The sequence below is a fragment of the Candidatus Pantoea soli genome (assembly GCF_007833795.1).
In the GTDB taxonomy this organism is placed as follows: Bacteria; Pseudomonadota; Gammaproteobacteria; order Enterobacterales; family Enterobacteriaceae; genus Pantoea; species Pantoea soli.
On the sequence record NZ_CP032702.1, the window covers coordinates 237,485 to 256,515 of the forward strand.

Annotated in this window: 10 protein-coding genes and 2 rRNA genes; 7 read left to right on the top strand and 5 right to left on the bottom strand. The window is 58.0% G+C overall.

Annotation, left to right across the window (positions count from 1 at the left end; translation table 11 throughout):
• Positions 1-59: 59 nt before the first annotated feature.
• The 6 genes from D8B20_RS01070 to aceK all read left to right on the top strand — a co-directional run bounded on the left by D8B20_RS01070 (position 60) and on the right by aceK (position 10,063).
• Positions 60-2,964, top strand: a 23S ribosomal RNA gene (locus tag D8B20_RS01070).
• 98 nt (positions 2,965-3,062) lie between these two features.
• A 5S ribosomal RNA gene (gene rrf, locus D8B20_RS01075) occupies positions 3,063-3,178 on the top strand.
• A 984-nt stretch (positions 3,179-4,162) separates the two neighbouring features.
• Entirely contained in the window at positions 4,163-5,092 is a 930-nt protein-coding gene (gene metA, locus D8B20_RS01080) for a homoserine O-acetyltransferase MetA (protein ID WP_145886319.1), read from the top strand.
• 266 nt (positions 5,093-5,358) lie between these two features.
• Entirely contained in the window at positions 5,359-6,957 is a 1,599-nt protein-coding gene (aceB, locus tag D8B20_RS01085) for a malate synthase A (RefSeq protein ID WP_145886321.1), read from the top strand.
• Between the two features lie 16 nt (positions 6,958-6,973).
• The gene (aceA, locus tag D8B20_RS01090) at positions 6,974-8,278 is read left to right on the top strand and encodes an isocitrate lyase (protein ID WP_145886323.1); all 1,305 of its coding nucleotides are present in this window, start codon (positions 6,974-6,976) and stop codon (positions 8,276-8,278) included.
• 48 nt (positions 8,279-8,326) lie between these two features.
• Positions 8,327-10,063, top strand: a complete 1,737-nt coding sequence (aceK, locus tag D8B20_RS01095) for a bifunctional isocitrate dehydrogenase kinase/phosphatase (protein ID WP_145886325.1) — start codon at positions 8,327-8,329, stop codon at positions 10,061-10,063.
• On the opposite strand, the gene iclR is transcribed toward aceK, so the two are convergent.
• A complete protein-coding gene (gene iclR, locus D8B20_RS01100) occupies positions 10,060-10,890 on the bottom strand; it encodes a glyoxylate bypass operon transcriptional repressor IclR (protein WP_145886327.1) in 831 nt (276 codons plus the stop codon). The genes aceK and iclR overlap by 4 nt on opposite strands.
• Before the next feature lie 214 nt (positions 10,891-11,104).
• On the opposite strand from iclR, the gene metH reads away from it, so the two are divergent.
• Positions 11,105-14,770 carry a methionine synthase gene (gene metH, locus D8B20_RS01105; RefSeq protein ID WP_261388081.1) on the top strand — a complete coding sequence of 1,222 codons (3,666 nt, stop codon included), beginning with the start codon at positions 11,105-11,107 and terminating at the stop codon, positions 14,768-14,770.
• Positions 14,771-14,891: 121 nt separating this feature from the next.
• Here the strand turns inward: metH and D8B20_RS01110 are convergent, their stop codons facing one another.
• The 4 genes from D8B20_RS01110 to yjbE form a co-directional block, all read right to left on the bottom strand.
• The gene (locus tag D8B20_RS01110) at positions 14,892-16,982 is read right to left on the bottom strand and encodes a YjbH domain-containing protein (RefSeq protein ID WP_145886331.1); all 2,091 of its coding nucleotides are present in this window, start codon (positions 16,980-16,982) and stop codon (positions 14,892-14,894) included.
• The gene (locus tag D8B20_RS01115; RefSeq protein WP_145886333.1) at positions 16,982-17,710 is read right to left on the bottom strand and encodes a capsule biosynthesis GfcC family protein; all 729 of its coding nucleotides are present in this window, start codon (positions 17,708-17,710) and stop codon (positions 16,982-16,984) included. The genes D8B20_RS01110 and D8B20_RS01115 overlap by 1 nt, the downstream gene beginning before the upstream one ends.
• Positions 17,707-18,354, bottom strand: a complete 648-nt coding sequence (locus tag D8B20_RS01120) for a YjbF family lipoprotein (RefSeq protein WP_145886335.1) — start codon at positions 18,352-18,354, stop codon at positions 17,707-17,709. Before D8B20_RS01120 ends, D8B20_RS01115 begins: the two co-directional genes overlap by 4 nt.
• A 77-nt stretch (positions 18,355-18,431) precedes the next feature.
• Positions 18,432-18,680, bottom strand: coding sequence for an exopolysaccharide production protein YjbE (gene yjbE / locus D8B20_RS01125; protein WP_145890329.1), 249 nt, complete (start codon positions 18,678-18,680; stop codon positions 18,432-18,434).
• Positions 18,681-19,031 lie beyond the last annotated feature (351 nt).

Consider the following 19,031-nt stretch of genomic DNA (forward strand, 5'->3'; position numbering starts at 1 on the left):
GGAGCGTCCGGGTCCGAGATTTTCGCGATTCACATGCGCAAAACGCCTGTGGGTTGTGAGGTTAAGCGACCAAGCGTACACGGTGGATGCCCTGGCAGTCAGAGGCGATGAAGGACGTGCTAATCTGCGAAAAGCGACGGTAAGGTGATATGAACCGCTACAGCCGTCGATGTCCGAATGGGGAAACCCAATGCATTTATGCATTATCGTTAACTGAATACATAGGTTAACGAGGCGAACCGGGGGAACTGAAACATCTAAGTACCCCGAGGAAAAGAAATCAACCGAGATTCCCCCAGTAGCGGCGAGCGAACGGGGAGGAGCCCAGAGCCTGAATCAGCTTGTGCGTCAGTGGAAGCGTCTGGAAAGGCGCGCGATACCGGGTGACAGCCCCGTACACGAAGACGCACAGGCTGTGAGCTCGATGAGTAGGGCGGGACACGTGGTATCCTGTCTGAATATGGGGGGACCATCCTCCAAGGCTAAATACTCCTGACTGACCGATAGTGAACCAGTACCGTGAGGGAAAGGCGAAAAGAACCCCGGCGAGGGGAGTGAAACAGAACCTGAAACCGTGTACGTACAAGCAGTGGGAGCCTCTTTATGGGGTGACTGCGTACCTTTTGTATAATGGGTCAGCGACTTATATTCTGTAGCAAGGTTAACCGCATAGGGGAGCCGAAGGGAAACCGAGTCTTAACCGGGCGCTAAGTTGCAGGGTATAGACCCGAAACCCGGTGATCTAGCCATGGGCAGGTTGAAGGTTGGGTAACACTAACTGGAGGACCGAACCGACTAATGTTGAAAAATTAGCGGATGACCTGTGGCTGGGGGTGAAAGGCCAATCAAACCGGGAGATAGCTGGTTCTCCCCGAAAGCTATTTAGGTAGCGCCTCGTGAACTCATCTCCGGGGGTAGAGCACTGTTTCGGCTAGGGGGCCATCCCGGCTTACCAACCCGATGCAAACTGCGAATACCGGAGAATGTTATCACGGGAGACACACGGCGGGTGCTAACGTCCGTCGTGAAGAGGGAAACAACCCAGACCGCCAGCTAAGGTCCCAAAGTCATGGTTAAGTGGGAAACGATGTGGGAAGGCACAGACAGCCAGGATGTTGGCTTAGAAGCAGCCATCATTTAAAGAAAGCGTAATAGCTCACTGGTCGAGTCGGCCTGCGCGGAAGATGTAACGGGGCTAAACCATGCACCGAAGCTGCGGCAGCGACGCGAATGCGTTGTTGGGTAGGGGAGCGTTCTGTAAGCCGCAGAAGGTGGCCTGTGAGGGCTGCTGGAGGTATCAGAAGTGCGAATGCTGACATAAGTAACGATAAAGCGGGTGAAAAGCCCGCTCGCCGGAAGACCAAGGGTTCCTGTCCAACGTTAATCGGGGCAGGGTGAGTCGACCCCTAAGGCGAGGCCGAAAGGCGTAGTCGATGGGAAACAGGTTAATATTCCTGTACTTGGTGTTACTGCGAAGGGGGGACGGAGAAGGCTAGGTTATCCGGGCGACGGTTGTCCCGGTTTAAGCGTGCAGGTGTGAAGACCAGGCAAATCCGGTCTTCTTTAACACTGAGGCGTGACGACGAGGCTCTACGGAGCTGAAGTAACTGATGCCCTGCTTCCAGGAAAAGCCTCTAAGCTCCAGGTAACACGAAATCGTACCCCAAACCGACACAGGTGGTCAGGTAGAGAATACCAAGGCGCTTGAGAGAACTCGGGTGAAGGAACTAGGCAAAATGGTGCCGTAACTTCGGGAGAAGGCACGCTGGCGCGTAGGTGAGGGGACTTGCTCCCGGAGCCGAGGCCAGTCGAAGATACCAGCTGGCTGCAACTGTTTATTAAAAACACAGCACTGTGCAAACACGAAAGTGGACGTATACGGTGTGACGCCTGCCCGGTGCCGGAAGGTTAATTGATGGGGTTATCCGTAAGGAGAAGCTCTTGATCGAAGCCCCGGTAAACGGCGGCCGTAACTATAACGGTCCTAAGGTAGCGAAATTCCTTGTCGGGTAAGTTCCGACCTGCACGAATGGCGTAATGATGGCCAGGCTGTCTCCACCCGAGACTCAGTGAAATTGAAATCGCTGTGAAGATGCAGTGTACCCGCGGCAAGACGGAAAGACCCCGTGAACCTTTACTATAGCTTGACACTGAACATTGAGCCTTGATGTGTAGGATAGGTGGGAGGCTTTGAAGCGCGGACGCCAGTCCGCGTGGAGCCATCCTTGAAATACCACCCTTTAATGTTTGATGTTCTAACGTAGGCCCGTTATCCGGGCTGCGGACAGTGTCTGGTGGGTAGTTTGACTGGGGCGGTCTCCTCCCAAAGCGTAACGGAGGAGCACGAAGGTTGGCTAATCCTGGTCGGACATCAGGAGGTTAGTGCAATGGCATAAGCCAGCTTGACTGCGAGAGTGACGGCTCGAGCAGGTGCGAAAGCAGGTCATAGTGATCCGGTGGTTCTGAATGGAAGGGCCATCGCTCAACGGATAAAAGGTACTCCGGGGATAACAGGCTGATACCGCCCAAGAGTTCATATCGACGGCGGTGTTTGGCACCTCGATGTCGGCTCATCACATCCTGGGGCTGAAGTAGGTCCCAAGGGTACGGCTGTTCGCCGTTTAAAGTGGTACGCGAGCTGGGTTTAGAACGTCGTGAGACAGTTCGGTCCCTATCTGCCGTGGGCGCTGGAGAATTGAGGGGGGTTGCTCCTAGTACGAGAGGACCGGAGTGAACGCACCGCTGGTGTTCGGGTTGTCATGCCAATGGCACTGCCCGGTAGCTAAGTGCGGAAGAGATAAGTGCTGAAAGCATCTAAGCACGAAACTTGCCCCGAGATGAGTTCTCCCTGACCCCTCGAGGGTCCTGAAGGGACGTTGAAGACGACGACGTTGATAGGCCGGATGTGTAAGCGCAGCGATGCGTTGAGCTTACCGGTACTAATGACCCGTGAGGCTTAACCTTACAACGCCAGAGGCGTTTTGCGGTACCCGGAAAAATTTTCAGCCTTGTTCACGGACTGGTCTGCGCGGCTTTGGGCGGCGCGGACGAAACAGAATCTGCCTGGCGGCACTAGCGCGGTGGTCCCACCTGACCCCATGCCGAACTCAGAAGTGAAACGCCGTAGCGCCGATGGTAGTGTGGGGCCTCCCCATGCGAGAGTAGGGAACTGCCAGGCATCCAACAGGTGAAGAAGCCCTGAACGCGAGTTCAGGGCTTTTTTACGTCCGCGCGCCGGGAAAAGCGCCCCGGCGGGCGCGAAAAGTCCCGCGCGGCGCGGCCCGATCGGGTAAACTGTAGCCGGATTAACCCGGCAGAGGCCCGCCCGCCGCACGCAGCAGCAGGCGGGCGATAAAGGCTGTCACCGGCGCCGGCCGGAAAATGCCCGCCCCCTCACTACTGTCATCATGCAGCAGGTGCAGCCACACTGTTGCGCGATAAAGCCTGTCAGGACTGTCACCCGGCCCGGCGGGAAAGTATCCGGCCTCCTTGCTTGCTCAGGGCATTCAGGAGGTGTGCGCCGCGCCGGCACGCGATAAAGCCTGCCACCTGCACCAGCAGGAAAACGTCCAGCGCCGCTCACTGACTCAAAGTATTCAGCGGGTGCGCGCCGCGCTGGCGCGCGATAAAGGCGGTCGTCTGACCAGGCCAGGAAATATCCGGCCTCCTTACTTGCTCAGGACATTCAGAAGGGCCAGGCCAGCTGCGTAATGAAGGCGGCCACCCGGCCCGGCCGGAAAATGCCCGGCTTCCCTAATCATTCAAAGCATTCAGCAGGCGCAGCCACGCCAGCGCGATAAATGCTACCTTCTGTCCTGACTGCAAAATGTCCCGCGCCGCTCACTCACTTTAACGTTCAATGCCCTGTCTCGGGATATGCACGCTGGTTAATGCCGGCAGCGCCGGTGCTATTTTCTGACCGACAAGGCATCCTTGCTAATTCATCCTCCCTGCGACCTTATTTCACCTCATAAAGTAACCTGCAGATCCTGTCCTGCCTGACTGTACCGGTTCAAACCGTGCAGTTCGCCTGTAATCCTGTTTTAAGCTGAAACATTTTCATAAACTGCATGAAGACTCGACATCGGGCGAAGGCCAGGCTAATCTCGGGCATCTGGATGTCTAAACGTTTATATGGTTATCAGTAAGAGGTCAGCAGGTTATGCCAATCAGGGTTCCCGACGAATTACCGGCAGTAAACTTTTTACGCAATGAAAACGTCTTTGTGATGACCTCATCGCGCGCCAGTGTTCAGGAAATTCGCCCGCTTAAAGTGCTTATCCTCAACCTGATGCCAAAAAAAATTGAGACGGAAAACCAGTTTCTGCGTCTGCTGTCGAACTCACCGCTGCAGATCGATGTGCAGCTGCTGCGTATCGACAGCCGTGAATCACGTAATACCCCGACAGAGCATCTGAATAACTTTTACTGCAATTTTGCAGACATTCAGCACGACAACTTTGATGGTCTGATCGTTACCGGCGCCCCGCTGGGGCTGGTTGATTTTAATGATGTGGCCTACTGGCCGCAGATTCAGCGTGTGCTGCACTGGGCCAAAGAGCATGTCACCTCCACGCTGTTTGTCTGCTGGGCCGTGCAGGCCGCGCTTAACATTTTGTATGGCATTCCCAAGCAGACACGCCAGACCAAATTATCCGGCGTATATGAGCACCAGATTTTGCATCCGCATGCCCTGCTGACGCGCGGTTTTGACGATAATTTCCTGGCGCCGCACTCGCGCTACGCGGATTTTCCCAGCCAGCTGATTCGTGATTACACCGATCTCGAACTGTTCGCCGAATCAGAAACCACCGGCGCATACTTGATGGCGAGCAAAGATAAGCGCCTGGCGTTCGTTACCGGCCATCCGGAATACGATGCGCTGACGCTGTCTGGTGAATACCATCGTGATTATGAAGCGGGCCTGCAACCGGAAATACCTTACAACTATTTCCCGCACAATAATCCGGAGCTGCCACCGCGTGCTACCTGGCGCAGTCATGGCAACCTGTTGTTTTCCAACTGGTTAAACTACTATGTTTACCAAATCACGCCATTCGATCTGCGGCATATGAACCCTACGCTCGAATAAGCCAGCCCGCGCCTCCTCAGGTCTTCCACCGCGACAGCATCCACTGTCGCGGTTTTTTTATGCCTGTAATCCAGTGGAAGTTATTGCCTTTAATTCGGGCAATTAAATTAATGCATATTCAATGGGATATCGTGATAACTCAGAAAAAATGGAAATAGTTTTTGAAAATAAAATCGAAATGATTATGCTCTGATCTTGCCGGTTAAAAAAAACCCTACAAAACGATCCACTTATTGCAAAGCGGATCAAAACAGGAGGCAGCCCGCATGACAGATACGGTAATCAACCCTACGCTGACGTTCAGCCAGCCCTTCACAGCCGCGGAAAAACAGCTATTTACGCCGCAGGCCATCGATTTTCTGCACGCGCTGGTCGCGCGTTTTGCCCCCGAGCGTGAACGGCTGCTGAAAGCGCGTCAGCAACGGCAGCAGCAGTACGATTGTGGTCGCTTACCGGACTTTAATCCGGAAACTACTTCCATTCGTGAAAGTGACTGGCAGGTGCGCCCGATACCGCAGCTGCTGCGCGATCGCCGGGTCGAGATCACCGGTCCGCCGGATCGCAAAATGGTGATCAACGCGCTGAACGCCAACGTCAATGTATTCATGGCGGATTTCGAAGATTCGCTGGCACCCACCTGGCAAAAGCTGGTTGACGGACAGCTGACGCTGCGTGATGCCGTGAGCGGTACGCTGCAGTTCACCAGCGAAACCGGCAAGATCTATCAGCTACGATCCGATCCGGCGCTGCTGATGTGTCGCGTGCGTGGTCTGCATCTGGATGAAAAACATGTGGAGTGGCGTGACAAAGCCATACCGGGCGGCCTGTTCGATTTTGCCCTGTATCTGTTTCACAACGCGGAAGCGCTGCTGGAAAAAGGGCACGGGCCCTGGTTCTATCTGCCGAAAACGGAGCACGCCAGCGAAGTGGCCTGGTGGCGCGAAATCTTCCGCTTCAGCGAAGATCGTTTCGGTCTGCCGCGTGGTACGATCAAAGCCACCGTGTTGATCGAAACCCTGCCGGCGGTATTTCAGATGGATGAGATCCTGTGGGAACTGCGCGATCACGTGGTGGGCCTGAACTGTGGACGCTGGGATTACATCTTCAGCTACATCAAAACGCTGGCGCAGCATAGCGATCGTATCCTGCCGGATCGCCAGCAGATTAGCATGGATCAGCCTTTCCTTGACGCGTATTCACGCCTGCTGATCCGCACCTGCCACCGTCGCGGCGCGCTGGCGATGGGCGGCATGTCGGCGCTGATCCCGGCTAAAGATCCTGAGCGCAATACCTGGGTGATGCAAAAAGTGCAGGAAGATAAAACGCGCGAAGCCAGCAACGGACATGATGGCACCTGGGTGGCACATCCGGGTCTGGCTGACATTGCCATGGCGGTGTTTGACCATCAGCTCGGCACCCAGCCAAACCAGCTGCACATCAGCCGCGAACAGGATTCACCCGTTACCGCCGAACGCCTGCTGCGTCCCTGTCGCGGACAGCGCACCGAGGCGGGCATGCGCGCCAATATCCGCGTGGCACTGCAGTACCTTGAAGCCTGGATCAGCGGCAATGGCTGCGTCCCGATTGAAGGGCTGATGGAAGATGCGGCCACGGCTGAGATCGCCCGCACGTCAATCTGGCAGTGGATTCATCACAAACAAATCCTCAGCAATGGCCAGCTGGTGACAGCGGCGCTTTTTGAGCAGTTCCTGCAGGAAGAGCTGGCCGCGCTGCGGCAGCGCCTGGGGAATAGCGCCTGGCAGCAGAGCCGGTATGAAGATGCCGCTGCGCTGATGGCACAGATCACCACTGACGACCAGCTGGTTCCCTTCCTTACGCTGCCAGGCTACCGCCTGCTGCCCTGATGCCGGAGAGACTTCTATGAACATGCGTACACAACAGATCGCCCAACTGCAAGCAGACTGGCAGGATGCACGCTGGCAGGGGATTACGCGCCCTTACCAGGCGGAAGATGTGGTTAACCTGCGCGGATCGGTCAATCCCGCCTGTACCCTCGCCGATCGCGGCGCGCGCAAACTCTGGGCACTGCTGAACGGCACGGCGCGTAAAGGCTATATCAATAGCCTCGGCGCGCTGACCGGCGGTCAGGCGGTGCAGCAGGCCAAAGCCGGCATTGAAGCCATTTACCTCTCTGGCTGGCAGGTGGCGGCAGATGCCAACCTGGCAGGTCAAATGTATCCGGATCAGTCGCTCTATCCGGTCAATTCTGTTCCCAGCGTGGTGGAGCGGATCAATCAGAGTTTTCAGCGGGCCGATCAGATTCAGTGGGCCAGCGGGCTGTCGCCGGACGATGCGGACTACATTGATTACTTTCTGCCGATTGTTGCTGATGCGGAAGCCGGATTTGGCGGCGTGCTCAACGCCTTTGAGCTGATGAAAGCGATGATTCAGGCCGGCGCCGGTGCGGTGCATTTTGAAGATCAGCTGGCGGCAGTGAAGAAGTGCGGTCACATGGGCGGCAAAGTGCTGGTGCCCACGCAGGAAGCCATTCAGAAGCTGGTTGCCGCGCGCCTTGCCGCTGATGTAATGAACGTGCCGACAGTGCTGATCGCCCGTACCGATGCGGATGCTGCGGATTTGATCACCTCCGATTGCGACACGCGTGATGCGCCCTTTATCACCGGTCAGCGTACCGCCGAAGGTTTCTTCCGTACCCACGCCGGCATTGAGCAGGCCATCAGCCGCGGCCTCTCTTATGCGCCTTACGCCGATGTGCTGTGGTGTGAAACCTCCACGCCGGATCTGGCGCTGGCACAGCGTTTTGCCGAAGCGATTCACGCGCAGTATCCGGGCAAGCTGCTGGCTTATAACTGCTCGCCGTCGTTCAACTGGAAAAAGAATCTCGACGACCGCACGATCGCCCGCTTCCAGCAGGCGCTGAGTGAGATGGGCTATCGCTTCCAGTTCATTACCCTGGCCGGCATCCACAGCATGTGGTTCAACATGTTTGACCTTGCGCATGCCTACGCGCAGGGAGAGGGTATGCGCCATTACGTGGAAAAAGTGCAGCAGCCGGAGTTCGCCGCCCGCGAACAGGGCTACACCTTCTCCTCTCATCAGCAGGAGGTGGGCACTGGTTACTTTGACCGTATCACCACGGTGATCCAGGGCGGTGAATCCTCTGTTACCGCGCTGACAGGCTCTACCGAAGCCGCCCAGTTCTGATCCGTCACGCTGGCCCAGGGAGGGGCCCTGTTTACCGGAGCGATGCCGATGTCACCCAGAGAGTCTCTGATCGCCCAGACCATTCTGCAGGGCTTTGATGCTCAGTATGGTCGTTTCCTGGATATCACCGCCGGTGCGCAGCAGCGCTTTGAGCAGGCAGACTGGCAGGCCGTGCAGCAGGCCATGAAAGCGCGCATTCATCTGTATGACCATCACGTTGGGCTGGTGGCAAACCAGTTACGCATTCTCAATGAAATGGCGGACTGGGACGCGGCCTTCTGGCTGCGGGTCAAAAACCACTATGCCACGCTGCTGCCGGGTTATCCGCGCCATGAAATTGCCGAAAGCTTTTTCAACTCTGTCTACTGCCGCCTGCAGGGGCATAACGATATGTCGCCGGAGCGCCTGTTTATCTTTCCTTCGCAGCCGGTTGCGCCCGCGCCGATGCCGCAGCGGCCGCTGTCACGCCTGTACCGGCGGCAGCAGAGCTGGCAGGAGACGCTGCGACAGCTGCTGGATGACATTCCGCTGCGCCTGCCGTGGCAGGATCAGACGCGCGATATCGGCTGGATTGTGCGCCACCTGCACGAACAGTTCAGTGCGGCACAGCTGGCACATGCCACGCTGGATGTCGCCAGTGAACTGTTTTACCGCAACAAAACCGCCTGGATTGTTGCCCGCCTGCAGCTGAGTGACGGTGGAATGGTGCCGTGCCTGCTGCCGATTCAGCGTGATGACGCCGGACGCTTATGGATCGATACCTGTCTGACTGACAGCAACGACGCCAGCATCGTGTTCGGCTTTGCACGCGCCTACTTCATGGTATATGCCCCGGTACCGGCGGCGCTGGTGGCGTGGCTGCAGCCCATCCTGCCGGGGAAAACCGTGGCCGAGCGCTATATGGCGATTGGCTGTCAGAAGCACGGCAAAACCGAATGCTACCGCGAATATCTGCACTATCTGGCCCACAGTCAGGAGGCGTTCACGATTGCGCCCGGCGTGCGCGGTATGGTGATGCTGGTCTTTACGCTGCCAGGATTTGATCGTGTGTTCAAAGTGATCAAAGACCGTTTCGCCCCGCAGAAAGAGGTCACCGATGCGCAGGTGCGCGCCTGCTACCGGCTGGTGAAAGAGCACGATCGCGTCGGGCGCATGGCCGATACGCAGGAGTTCGAATCGTTTGCGCTGCCGCGGGCGCGCATCCCGGACGCACTGCTGGCGGAGTTCAAACGCGATATTCCGGAGAAAATCGAGCTGCGGGAGGATGTGGTGATTATCCGACACCTGTGGCTGGAGCGCCGCATGGAGCCGCTCAATCTGTGGCTGATGCAGGCCACGCCAGAACAGCGCCAGCACGCCATTGAAGAGTACGGCGATGCCATCTGTCAGCTGGCGGCGGCAAACATCTTCCCTGGCGATATGCTGTTTAAAAACTTCGGCATGACGCGTCACGGGCGCGTGGTGTTCTACGATTACGATGAAATTCGTCCGATGACCGAACTGGTGTTCCGCGATGTGCCGCCTGCGCGCTATGAAGAAGATGAGCTGCAGGCCGAACCCTGGTATAGCGTTGGGCCGGACGATGTCTTCCCGGAAACCTTTCGCTATGCGCTGTGCAGCGAACCGGCGACCGGAAAGCTGCTGCAGGCGCTGCATCCGCAGCTGTTTGATGCCGGCTGGTGGCGGGCACTGCAGGCGCGCATCCGCGCCGGACATATTGAAGAGGTGATCGCCTGGCGCACGGCACAGCGCTTTAGCACGCGCTATGCCACGGTGGCGGCTTAGCGGCCAGAATAGGTCTGCGTCACCTGTCTGGCGGCGCGGATCACCAGCGCCCCCAGTTCGGTAATGCGGTCGTCGGTCATACGCGCCAGCGGGCCGGAGATCGAGATAGCGGCAAAGGGTTCGCCGTGTTCGTCATAAATCGGCGCGGCCACGCAGCGCAAGCCAAGCGCGTGCTCTTCGTCATCATGCGAAAAGCCCATTTTGCGGATCAGCGTCAGGTTCTCTTTCAGGCTGTGCGGCGACATCAGCGTTTTCGGCGTGTAGTAATGCAGGCCTTTCTGATGCAGCAGGGCGGTCACCTGCTCATCGGTCAGGTGGGCAAGAAACGCTTTGCCGGCGCCGGAAGCGTGCATCGGCAGTTTGCCGCCAATCGGTGCTGACATGCGCATCAGCTGGGTGCACTGCACCTGGTCGATAATTACCGCCTGATAGTCGCTGAGATCCAGCACCGCCAGGTTAACGGTCTCGCCTGCGTCCTCCATCAGCCGGCGCAGGATTGGATGCACGATGGCCAGTAAGTTGCGGCTCTGCAGGAAGCTGCTGCCAACGACAAACGCATGAGAGCCAATGGTCCAGAGCCCAAGATCGCCCACCTGATGCACAAAGCCCTGCTGCTGCATGGTGGTCAGCAGGCGGTGCGTGGTGGAATTGGGCAAACCGGCCTGCTGCGCCAGTTCGGTCAGCGCCACGCTGCCATGCGATTCCGCAATCAGCTCAAGCAGACGCAGGCCGCGCGTCAGGGACTGCACCTGGCCACCGGCAGGGGCGCTGGCTGCGCCAGAAGTGCGGGGCTTTTTACCGCGTTTGGCGGGAACCGGGGTTGCCATAACGTCTCCACGTTTGCTGTAAATGTGGAAACCATTTTCGTTTCAAACGCGCTGAATGCAAACCCTCCCTTACTGGTCGGATCTGTAACCTCACCGTGCTGTCACATTGCACCGCCGCTGGCTTTTGCTCCTGAGAAAGTTGTGCCAGTATGATTCGCTGGCATTCAGCCAGATCGATGACGTGGGCGGGGCGAGAGTGAGCGACAAAACAGCAATGCTGCATCAGCAGCTGGCACAGCGCATCCTGATTCTGGATGGCGGCATGGGCACCATGATCCAGAGTTATAACCTGAGCGAGCAGGATTTTCGCGGCAGCCGCTTTGCCGACTGGCCTGCCGATGTAAAGGGCAACAACGATCTGCTGGTGCTGACCAAGCCGGAGGTCATCCGCGAGATCCATCACGCCTACCTGGCCGCCGGGGCCGACATTCTCGAAACCAATACCTTTAACGCCACGCCGATTGCCATGGCGGACTACGCCATGGAAGCGCTCTCCGCTGAGATCAACCTTGAAGCGGCAAAGCTGGCGCGCGCCTGCGCGGACGCATGGACGGCCCGCACCCCGGATCGGCCGCGTTATGTGGCTGGCGTGCTCGGCCCGACCAACCGCACCTGCTCGATCTCGCCGGATGTGAACGATCCCGCCTTTCGCAATATCACGTTCAGCCAGCTGGTGGACGCATACCGGGAATCCACTCATGCGCTGATCGCCGGCGGCGTGGATATCATTATGATCGAAACCGTCTTCGACACGCTTAACGCCAAAGCGGCGATTTATGCCGTGCAGACAGAGATGGAAGCCATGGGCGTGACGCTGCCGCTGATGATCTCCGGCACCATTACCGACGCCTCGGGCCGCACGCTTTCCGGCCAGACCACCGAAGGGTTTTACAACTCGCTGCGCCATGCACAGCCGCTGTCGTTTGGCCTGAACTGCGCCCTCGGCCCGGATGAGCTGCGTCAGTACGTGCAGGAGCTGTCGCGCATCGCGGAAGGGTATGTCACGGCACACCCTAACGCCGGCCTGCCTAACGCCTTCGGTGAGTACGATCTGGATGCGGCCACTATGGCTGCGCAGATTGGCGAATGGGCGCGCGCCGGTTTTCTTAACATTATCGGCGGCTGCTGCGGCACCACGCCGGAACACATCGCCGCGATGGCCGCTGCCGTGGAAGGGGTGGCTCCGCGTGCGCTACCGGTGATTCCGGTGGCCTGCCGCCTGTCCGGTCTGGAACCGCTGAATATTCAGGCTGACTCGCTGTTTGTCAACGTCGGTGAGCGCACCAATGTGACCGGTTCGGCCCGGTTTAAACGCCTGATTAAAGAAGAAAAATACAGTGAAGCGCTGGACGTGGCGCGGCAGCAGGTGGAGAACGGTGCGCAGATCATTGATATCAACATGGACGAAGGCATGCTGGATGCGGAAGCCGCCATGGTGCGCTTTCTTAACCTGATTGCCGGTGAACCGGATATCGCCCGCGTGCCCATTATGATTGACTCCTCAAAATGGGAAGTGATCGAAAAGGGTCTGCAGTGTATTCAGGGCAAGGGCATCGTGAACTCGATTTCGATGAAAGAGGGCGTAGAGCCGTTCATCGAACATGCCCGCAAGGTGCGACGCTACGGTGCCGCGGTGGTGGTGATGGCGTTTGATGAAGCAGGGCAGGCGGATACCCGCGCGCGCAAAATCGAAATTTGTCGCCGCGCCTACAAAATCCTGACCGAAGAGGTGGGTTTCCCGCCGGAAGACATCATTTTCGACCCGAATATCTTTGCGGTTGCCACCGGCATTGAAGAGCATAACAACTATGCCATGGACTTTATCGGCGCATGCGAAGATATCAAACGCGAGCTGCCACACGCGATGATTTCCGGCGGCGTCTCTAACGTCTCCTTCTCCTTTCGCGGTAATGAACCGGTGCGCGAGGCGATCCACGCGGTATTTCTCTATTACGCCATCCGCAACGGCATGGATATGGGCATTGTGAATGCGGGGCAGCTGGCCATCTATGACGATTTACCTGCCGAACTGCGCGACGCCGTCGAGGATGTGATCCTCAACCGCCGCGATGACAGCACGGAGCGCCTGCTGGCGCTGGCGGAAAAGTATCGCGGCAGCAAAGGTGACGGCGAACAGGAAAAACAGCAGGCGGAGTGGCGCAGCTGGGATGTGGTAAAGCGCCTGGAGTATTCGCTGGTAAAAGGGATCACCGAGTTTATTGAGCAGGATACCGAAGAAGCGCGGCAGGCCGTCGCCCGTCCCATTGAGGTGATTGAAGGGCCGCTGATGGCTGGCATGAACGTGGTCGGCGATCTGTTCGGCGAGGGGAAAATGTTCCTGCCGCAGGTGGTAAAATCCGCGCGCGTCATGAAACAGGCCGTGGCTTATCTGGAGCCCTTTATTCAGGCCAGCAAAGCGGCGGGCAGCAGCAACGGAAAAATCGTGCTGGCGACGGTGAAAGGGGATGTGCACGACATCGGTAAAAATATCGTGGGCGTGGTGCTGCAGTGCAATAACTACGAAATCATCGATCTTGGCGTCATGGTGCCAGGCGAAAAGATCCTGAAAACCGCTCTCGAAACGCAGGCGGACATTATCGGTCTCTCCGGGCTGATTACGCCCTCGCTCGACGAGATGGTTAACGTGGCGAAAGAGATGGAGCGCCAGGGCTTTACCCTGCCATTGCTGATTGGCGGCGCAACCACATCGAAAGCGCACACCGCCGTGAAGATCGAACAAAACTACAGCGGCCCGACGGTCTACGTGCAGAACGCGTCCCGCACCGTGGGCGTGGTGTCAGCGCTGTTGTCGCCGACGCTGAAAGCGGATTTTGTGGCGCGCACGCGCAAAGAGTATGAGACGGTGCGTATCCAGCATGCGCGCAAAAAACCGCGCACGCCGCCGGTCAGTTTGCAGGCCGCGCGCGATAATGATTACGCCATCGACTGGACGAGCTACACACCGCCGGTGGCCCATCGTCCGGGCGTCACGCCGGTCGAAGCCAGCATTGCCACGCTGCGCAACTACATTGACTGGACGCCATTCTTTATGACCTGGTCGCTGGCCGGTAAGTATCCGCGCATTCTGGAAGATGAGGTGGTGGGTGAGGAGGCGCAACGTCTGTTTGCTGACGCCAATGCCATGCTGGATCGGCTGAGCGAAAGCGGCGCACTCACCCCGCGCGGCGTGGTGGGGATCTTCCCGGCTAACCGCACGGGTGATGACATTGAAATCTACGCCGACGAAAAGCGCGATCGCGTGCTGTGTGTCAGCCATCATCTGCGGCAGCAGACGGAAAAAACCGACTTCGCCAACTACTGTCTGGCCGACTTTGTGGCACCAAAATTCAGCGGCAAAGCTGATTACCTCGGGGCGTTTGCCGTCACCGGTGGTCTGGAAGAGGATGCGCTGGCAGAGGCATACGACAGACAGCACGATGATTACAACAAGATCATGCTGAAGGCGATTGCGGACCGCCTGGCAGAAGCCTTTGCCGAGTATCTGCACGAGCGGGTGCGTAAGGTCATCTGGGGCTTCGCCGCCCACGAAAACCTGAGCAATGAGGCGCTGATTCGCGAGAACTATCAGGGTATCCGTCCGGCGCCTGGCTATCCGGCCTGCCCGGAACACACGGAGAAAGCGCAGATCTGGCAGTTGCTGGACGTCGAAAAACACACCGGTATGAAGCTGACTGAATCCTATGCCATGTGGCCGGGCGCGTCGGTTGCTGGCTGGTATTTCAGCCACCCGGAGAGCCGCTATTTTGCCGTGGCGCAGATTCAGCGCGATCAGGTGGAAGATTATGCGGCGCGCAAAGGAATGAGTGTCAGTGAGGCAGAGCGCTGGCTGGCCCCGAACCTGGGCTACGACGCCGAGTAACCGCTGCCTGCGCTGCGCCTTTGGGCGGCCCGGCGGCAGTCCGGCCTGCCTGTACGGTATTCCGGGCACGCCCGGCCATGCACCGCAGGAACATGGCGCGGGGTTGCCCCCGCGCAGTGCTTTAGTTGAAACGTGCGTCGCGGTCTGATGTCAGATCGTACAGCTGGTATTTGCGACCCAGCATCTGACCGCCATCGCGCGTCAGCGGCACCCAGTTCACCTGCGCACGACCACGGGTTGGCGTCACGGTAAACAGATCCATCGGAATCGAAATATAGAACCCTTTGGTGAAGTCACCTTCGCCGTACGCCTGGGCCGACACGTTAGTTTTGGTGGCGTAGAAGCCCACCATAACGCCGCTGTCAAAGCGCTTCGATACATCCAGCGTCACCCCTTTATCTTTCGCCAGATACTGACCGACGCTGGCTTTCACCAGCACATCCTGACTGAACCAGGGACGCCAGTAGGCGGTGAGGTGGCCGGTCGGGGCTTTGTAATCGGTGAACTGCATCATGTTGTCCCAGTCACGCTGCTTCACATAGTTAGCATCGAGACCCAGCGCCCAGTTACTGTCCACCGGACGATACAGCACTTCACCGCCCACGCCACCGTACATGGTTTCCAGATAGCCGCCATACACCTGGCCATAGAAACCGTTACCGAGGTAACGCATGTAGTTGGCCTGCAGATCGTTAACGTAAACGTTGTTCTGCACGTAATCGCGGATATGGGTGCGCACGCGCGGCAGGGTCGAATCGGCTGGCGCGCCGTTATAGTTAAACCTGTCATAATTGTTGGCGATGTTGCCAAACAGACTGCCGCCCACCAGCAGGTGATCCGTCAGCCAGTAGTCAACGTTGCCCATGACGCCAACCTGATACATGTAGAAGCTTTCCGGGCCGCCCACGGACTGATTCAGCACCGGCGACAGGCTGTAATCCAGGCGCTCTTTACGAATGAAATAGCCCTGTTCGGAGTGCTCCACCTCCACCGGGTTGCCGCGCGTCTGCTGCAGCGGCTGCTCATGCCCCAGCGGATAGCCCTGCAGCGAATTGCGCAGGCTGGCCACGTCAGTGCGCGTGGTCACCTGCGGCATGTTAAAGCGCGATTCGGTGACATCAATGGTATCAATGCCGGCAGGCAAATTATTCATGATGATGCGATTGGCGCGATCGACACCTTCACGGGTATCGCGATACCGGGTTTGCTCGCCGGAAACGTACAGCGTATGCCCTTTGGTCTGAATACGCGGGCCGCTCAGCCCGGCGTTGTATTTCAGATCGGTAAGCTGGTTCGCCACCACCGTCGGCTCCAGCAGTTCACCCTGCGGCTGCGGCTGATAAGCCGGTTTGTCATTGTCGATATGGGGCTGATGCAGATCGTTAAAGTTGGTGCGTACGGTTACCCCAAACATAAAGGTATTGCCGCGCTCGTAGCTGGCGTTGATGTCTGCCCAGTCGGTAAGGCGGTAAATAGCCCCGACGTTGACCTTGCTGCGCTGCGCCAGCCGTCCGGCAAAGTCATCCTGATAGTTATTGCCTTCATACTCCATCTTCAGGCGCAGCGGCTGCCATGGCGTCTGATACTCCACCCCGCCAAACAGCGCGGCCGGGCCGTGGAACATCTGCGAACCATTAATCGCACCGGCTGTGCCGCCGCCGGTACGGTTGCAGAAGCTGTCGCTGTAGGAGCAGAACGGGTTTTTAATGCTGCCGCTGTTGCCCAGATATCCCCAGCCAATCCCGGCGGTGAAATCAAACGGCCCCCAGGCTTTGCTGGCGACCAGATATTCGCTGTCAAACAGGCCGGTACCGCCCAGATCGCGTGAGCCAACCGCCACTTCCGGTAGCCAGTAGCTCTCCTGCCACAGCCGCAGTTTGACGTCGAACGCCTTGTCTTTGTAGCTCTGGTTACCGCTGAAATCTGCCACGGCGCTGTAGCGACGCGTCCGCACGTCGGTATAGCGCACGGTGGTTTCCAGCCACGGGAACAGCTGCAGCGACGCGGAATAGTAGCGATATTGATCGTTATCGCGGAAGTTCAGGCTGAATTCGCCCTCTCTGGCCATGCGCGCTGTTGGCGTCTGCATCAGGCCAACGCCGCCAAAATCCGATTGTGAAGGGCCAACCGGCTGTGGCCAGGTGTCCGCCTGCACCTGGCAGGCCGCAGAGACAGAAGCAGCCAGCAGGCTGATAATAAGTTGTTTTTTCATCAGTCTGGAATCCGGTGAGTCAGAACGGAGAGCATGCGCGCATTCAAATCAGCCTGGCCCCAGGGCAGGCTCCATGAGGTGAAGCCAAGCCAGATGATGCTGCCGGGCTCCACTTCAACGTGACGCTGATTCCAGTAGGCGATGGGGACCTGATGCGTTTCGCCGGACGGGGCAATCACCGTGGCCACGCTGCGCTCGCCACCTGGCAGGCGATCCTGCTCAGCAAGATATTCGCGCACCGTACGGCCGGGCTGCCAGAGCACGTTGCCCGGCTTGCTCAGCGCACCCAGCACCAGCACCTGATCCGGTTGTGCCAGCGTATAGAGGTCGTAGCTGCCTTCCAGCGTGCGGTTGGCTTCCGGGCGCAGGCGCACCCAGTCCGGATCCAGTGAGGTGAACTGACGGCCGGTGACCTTCACCGCGCTTAGCTGACGGATGACCGAGCCGATAGTCGCTGCCAGCGAAGCACCGCTGTCAGCCTGCCAGGCGCGTAGATCGGCCAGCAGCTGTTGCTGCTGCTGCTGTGCCACAGCGGTTGCGCTGCGCTCAGCGATAACGGTGCCCGGCCACCAGGTCTGCAGCGCAGAGCGGGTAACCAGCTGACTCAGGGTCTGTACATGATCAAGGTGGCCTGCGGTGACACCGTGCACCGTCACGTCGCCATCCGCCCGTGCCGATCCTGCCGCGCTCAGGGCCAGCGCGGCCAGCAGAGGAATAATTTTTTTCATGATTTTGCCGGCTTCAGAATAGTGGTGACAATGGGATACTGATCAGCGGCGAGCATCTGCTGCGCCTGTAATACCATGCCGTCGCGGTTTGCGATCCAGAAGGTGTTCTGCCACTCTGCACCCAGGCTGTCGATGCGTACGGTTTCGTGCCAGACGCGGCACGGCACCGGCTCGCCTGCCAGGTTCAGCACGGTATCGTCGCCGCGCGCAAAGGTGGAGGTCGCCGTGGCCGCGCGGGGCTGTGACTGCTCGCGCCACTGCACCACCCGCGTCCAGCGGGCACCATTTTGCAGGTGCAGCGCATCCGCCAGAGGGTCCTGCGCCAGCTGACTGACCGCCTCAAGATTGCTGCTCAGTCCCAGCGTTTTCACCAGCCGGCCATGCTGCATCACCAGCATGGCTTTATCCTGGGTGATCCACTTCTGCTGGTCGTTTTCGTTGTAGCCCAGCACCACGAAAATACGCGGGCCGTTATTCACCCGGGCATACATGCTGGCGTAGGGCAGGTTGGCGATCTGTTGATCGGTGACGGTGACATCGTCCGGACCGCTGATGGCCAGCATCACGGTCTGTTCGAGGCCTTTTTGCGTTTGTGTACAGGCCTGCAGCAGCAGGCAAAGCAGCAGCAAAGAGAGTCGGCGCACTGTGTATCCCTGTCTAAATCGAACCAAAAAGCAAAAAATAACCACACGACAGTGTGGTTATGTTTAAAGGTGTTACCTCAACGAGTGGTGCTCGTTGTTGTGGTGGTTGTTGTACCGGTATTTGCGCCGTCACCCCCGCCAGCAGCGGCGATGCCGAGGCCCACTAACGCACCGAGCGCGCCGATACCGACAGCGGTGGTCGCACCGGACGAGATTGCTCCCGCCTGCGCGCCTGCTGCAGCACCCGCTTCTTCCGGCGCGGCAATCGCGGCAGAAGAGACGGCAACGTAAAGAAGGGCTGCACCGGCAACCATAAGTTTTTTCATCACTACGTTTCCTGCATTGAAATGAATGAAGGATGTACCCGGATTTCGGGCGGACTCAGTATAGGGCAACAAATTACCAGAGTTCAGCATCAGGAAAAGAGGGCGTTTGGTCGGGATGATTCTGGTGAAAAATAAGGCGAATTGGCGATAGCTGCTTTTAATCATTGTGCTTTTTGCGCTGGATGGCATCTTTACACTGTTGCGCACGCTACAGCAGGATTTTGTGCTTTTGCATTAAAAACTGGCACGGAATAGGAATAATCAGATTTTCCTGAAATGTCTGTTACGCAAGCCCTTTAATAATCAGCAGGATACACATCAGAAGGCGGTAAATCAGGACCATTTTTAACC

Coding starts and splice junctions, on each gene's coding strand:
- metA (WP_145886319.1), top strand. CDS start 4,163: ATGCCAATCAGGGTTCCCGACGAATTACCGGCAGTAAACTTTTTACGC.
- aceB (WP_145886321.1), top strand. CDS start 5,359: ATGACAGATACGGTAATCAACCCTACGCTGACGTTCAGCCAGCCCTTC.
- aceA (WP_145886323.1), top strand. CDS start 6,974: ATGAACATGCGTACACAACAGATCGCCCAACTGCAAGCAGACTGGCAG.
- aceK (WP_145886325.1), top strand. CDS start 8,327: ATGTCACCCAGAGAGTCTCTGATCGCCCAGACCATTCTGCAGGGCTTT.
- iclR (WP_145886327.1), bottom strand. CDS start 10,890: ATGGCAACCCCGGTTCCCGCCAAACGCGGTAAAAAGCCCCGCACTTCT.
- metH (WP_261388081.1), top strand. CDS start 11,105: ATGCTGCATCAGCAGCTGGCACAGCGCATCCTGATTCTGGATGGCGGC.
- D8B20_RS01110 (WP_145886331.1), bottom strand. CDS start 16,982: ATGAAAAAACAACTTATTATCAGCCTGCTGGCTGCTTCTGTCTCTGCG.
- D8B20_RS01115 (WP_145886333.1), bottom strand. CDS start 17,710: ATGAAAAAAATTATTCCTCTGCTGGCCGCGCTGGCCCTGAGCGCGGCA.
- yjbE (WP_145890329.1), bottom strand. CDS start 18,680: ATGAAAAAACTTATGGTTGCCGGTGCAGCCCTTCTTTACGTTGCCGTC.